Annotated in this window: 4 protein-coding genes; 2 read left to right on the top strand and 2 right to left on the bottom strand. The window is 53.9% G+C overall.

The annotated features are described in order from the left end of the window. Positions 1-651, top strand: a 651-nt coding sequence (locus L5220_RS13970; protein ID WP_499574248.1) for a winged helix-turn-helix domain-containing protein, incomplete at its 5' end; no start/stop codon positions are given. Here L5220_RS13970 and L5220_RS13965 read toward each other — a convergent pair. After that, positions 623-829, bottom strand: a complete 207-nt coding sequence (locus tag L5220_RS13965; RefSeq protein ID WP_448514887.1) for a hypothetical protein — start codon at positions 827-829, stop codon at positions 623-625. The genes L5220_RS13970 and L5220_RS13965 overlap by 29 nt on opposite strands. Positions 830-833: 4 nt before the next feature. Then, positions 834-1,466 carry a TMEM165/GDT1 family protein gene (locus tag L5220_RS13960; RefSeq protein WP_448526979.1) on the bottom strand — a complete coding sequence of 211 codons (633 nt, stop codon included), beginning with the start codon at positions 1,464-1,466 and terminating at the stop codon, positions 834-836. A 47-nt stretch (positions 1,467-1,513) separates the two neighbouring features. Between L5220_RS13960 and L5220_RS13955 the strand changes: the two genes are divergently transcribed. Beyond that, complete coding sequence (locus L5220_RS13955; RefSeq protein WP_499574246.1) at positions 1,514-2,977, top strand: TldD/PmbA family protein; 1,464 nt, start codon at positions 1,514-1,516, stop codon at positions 2,975-2,977. The last annotated feature ends 164 nt before the right edge of the window (positions 2,978-3,141 follow it).

The raw sequence follows: 3,141 nt of genomic DNA, 5'->3' as shown, positions 1-3,141 counted from the left end.
CTTCAGGATGAGGGTTTTCAGACAATTACAGCAACGAATGGTCATGAGGCACTGAGTCTCATTAACTCCCATCTTTTTAGGTCTCATGCAGACCTGACCCCAACAATAGACTTGATTATTTTGGACTTGATGCTGCCGGGGGTAAGCGGGTTGGATCTCTGTCGCCTGATTCGGCGTGAAGGGTGTACCGTACCGATTCTGATGATCAGTGCCAAAGGAAGTGAAATTGATCGGGTAGTCGGTCTAGAAATTGGTGCTGATGATTACCTCTCAAAGCCCTTTGGTATGCGCGAAATGGTGGCTCGCTGTCGAGCGCTGTTACGACGGGTTCAGCCTCAGCACTTTGCTTCACCGCCGGTGCTGCGGTTTCAGGAACTGTGCCTGTATCCTCAGGAGTGCCGTGTGACCTTACGGGGAGAAGAGGTGAGTTTATCCCCCAAAGAGTACAAGCTATTGGAGCTATTTATGCGCCAGCCACGCCGGGTGTGGTCACGGGAGCAGTTGTTAGATCAGGTGTGGGGGCACGATTTTATTGGTGACAGCAAAACCGTGGATGTTCACATTCGCTGGCTACGGGAAAAAATTGAAGTGGATCCTAGTCATCCCGAGTACATCCTAACGGTCAGGGGGTTTGGTTATCGCTTTGGTTAAGCCACACCAAGACAACAGCCACCACAAGGCTAGGAAACAGCACCAGAGCCAAGATCACGCCTAAGGTCGGTGGTAGCGGATAGAGGGGTGCCACTGTCTTCAGGCCAACGGCTATCCCCAAGGAGGCTAAAAAGACCCCCAGTAACCACCTGAATTCTGCCCAAAATGGGTTAGTCATTCCCTTAAGCTCCCGGTAAGCCTTGAACCGCTGTCACAATTGCAAATACCAAAAACAGAGCGCCCCCCCCCAAGGTTAGGGTTCGTTCTGAAATCTTACCGGCAATCAAGCTGCCCCCCAGAACGGCAATGAGCGCACAAATGCCATGCCCCGCAATGGCTCCTAGGGCTACTCCCCACGGATTATAGGTGGCGGCAAGGGTAATCGTGCCAATTTGGGTGCGATCGCCCCATTCAGCCACAAACGTCAAACTAAAGGCTTCAACAACTGTAGCCCAGATGGGATTATTGCCCCAGCGATCGAGGTTGGCCTCAGCTTTCTCAACGGTTTCCGCCGCTGCTTCACATTCATCTTCGCAGGGGCTATCAGCCATACGCCAGCCGTGAATCAGCATTTTCAGGCCAAAGATAGTGAACAGACCAATGGCAGCATAAAACGTAAACGCCTTGGGCAGCAGGCTAAACACCTTACCCACAGCAATTGAGAGCAAGGTCATGACAATAAGGGCAGTCCACACTCCAATAAATACCCACCGCTTGGGGTGCCGGGCAGCCAAGATCATCCCAATAAAGAAGGTTTTATCCCCTAACTCGGAGATGGTAATTAGGGTGAGGCCTGCCGTAAACGCTGTTAGCATTTAGAATACACTCGAACTGTTGCCAAACTCTAAGCTAGCACGCACTCATGATGGCAGAACCCAATTTAGTGGCTGTGTTGAACCAAGTGGATGTGCCTGTCGATTGGCTAGGGCTGCGCTACGTTGATGAAACACTGATAACCCGCAGTGCCCGGGATGGTCAGCCAGACATGAACCAAAGGGTACGCCAGCGGGGGGTGATGGTGGACGTTCTGGTGAATGGCCAGTTTGGTTACGCTGCCACTGCCCAATTGGCACCCGCCGCCATTCATGATGCCATTCGTAAGGCCTACAACCAAGCCAAGGCAGCAGCCCCATGGCAACTTTTTGGCTTTACGAGGGCGGCGCGGGGGGTTGCCCAAGGAACCTACCGATCGCCCCAACAGCAACCCTTTGATCGCTTATCACCTAGGGAGGTGAGCGATCTGTTGGTGCGGCTGTGCCAAGACCTCAACGTGGCCGATGCGATTGTCCAAACTCGTGCCTTTGTGCAGACGGTGGAGACAACCAGCCAATGGCTTACCAGTGATGGCAGTACCGTTGAGCAGCAATTTTACCAAGTGCTCACGGATATGAGTGCCACCGCCCAAGCAGCGGGGGTGGTGCAGCAGCGCACCGATCACGGGTGGCTGGCTCGCTGCTATCAGGGAGGGCTAGAGTGGGTTGAGCCGCAGGCGATGAGCGATCGCGCCCGTTATATTGGCGAGCAGGCGGTGGAACTGTTGAGCGCACCCGAGTGCCCCGAAGTCACCACAACCCTCGTTTTGGCGCCCGATCAGATGATGTTGCAAATTCACGAGAGCATTGGCCATCCCCTCGAGTTGGATCGTATTCTTGGGGATGAGCGCAATTACGCAGGCAGTAGCTTTATTCGGCTAGAGGATTTTGGTCAGCGCCAGTACGGATCGCCGTTACTGAACGTCACCTTTGACCCGAACGTCACCGGTGAACTTGCCAGTTATGCCTTTGATGATATTGGCGCAGCCGCAGAGCGCACCTACCTGATTAAAGAAGGGCGCTTGCTGCGCGGGCTAGGTAGCCTTGAAAGCCAGCAGCGGGCTGGGGTAGTGGGGGTAGCAAATGCGCGGGCTAGTTCGTGGAACCGCCCCCCCATTGATCGCATGGCAAACCTGAACATTGAGCCGGGGCACACCAGCTTTGAGGACATGATTGCGGGGATTGAATCGGGAATCTATATGGAAGCTAATCGCTCGTGGTCTATTGATGACTATCGCCTGAAGTTTCAGTTTGGTTGTGAGTATGCCAAGCTCATTGAACAGGGTCGCCTAACGCGCACCGTGCGTAACCCTAATTATCGCGGCACCACCCCTGACTTCTGGCATAACCTCATTGCGGTTGGGGATGCAACGACAACAGAGATGTTCGGCACCCCCTTCTGTGGTAAAGGCGAACCCAACCAAGCCATTCGGGTGGGTCATGCCTCACCTGTTTGTGCCTTTGCCAATATCCAAGTGTTTGGTGGAGTTTCCATTCGATCGCCTTCCCCCTGAAGAGGAAGGGAGAAATACACATTATCAATCGCGATGGCCATCGGAACGTTTCCATTCGATCGCCTTCCCCCTGAAGAGGAAGGAAAAAATCACGTGGCTTGACGACGCTAGGGGTGATGTTTCCATTCGATCGCCTTCCCCCTGAAGAGGAAGGCTGGCTACGC

The sequence above is a fragment of the Synechococcus sp. PCC 6716 genome, from assembly GCF_022570815.1.
Classification (GTDB): domain Bacteria; phylum Cyanobacteriota; class Cyanobacteriia; order Thermosynechococcales; family Thermosynechococcaceae; genus Thermosynechococcus; species Thermosynechococcus lividus.
The sequence above is the reverse complement of the archived record's forward strand: the minus strand, read 5'-3'. Positions and strand labels throughout refer to the sequence as shown.

Bases quoted from the DNA above. Each gene is read 5' to 3' on its own strand.
- L5220_RS13965 (WP_448514887.1), bottom strand. From the start codon at position 829: ATGACTAACCCATTTTGGGCAGAATTCAGGTGGTTACTGGGGGTCTTT.
- L5220_RS13960 (WP_448526979.1), bottom strand. From the start codon at position 1,466: ATGCTAACAGCGTTTACGGCAGGCCTCACCCTAATTACCATCTCCGAG.
- L5220_RS13955 (WP_499574246.1), top strand. From the start codon at position 1,514: ATGATGGCAGAACCCAATTTAGTGGCTGTGTTGAACCAAGTGGATGTG.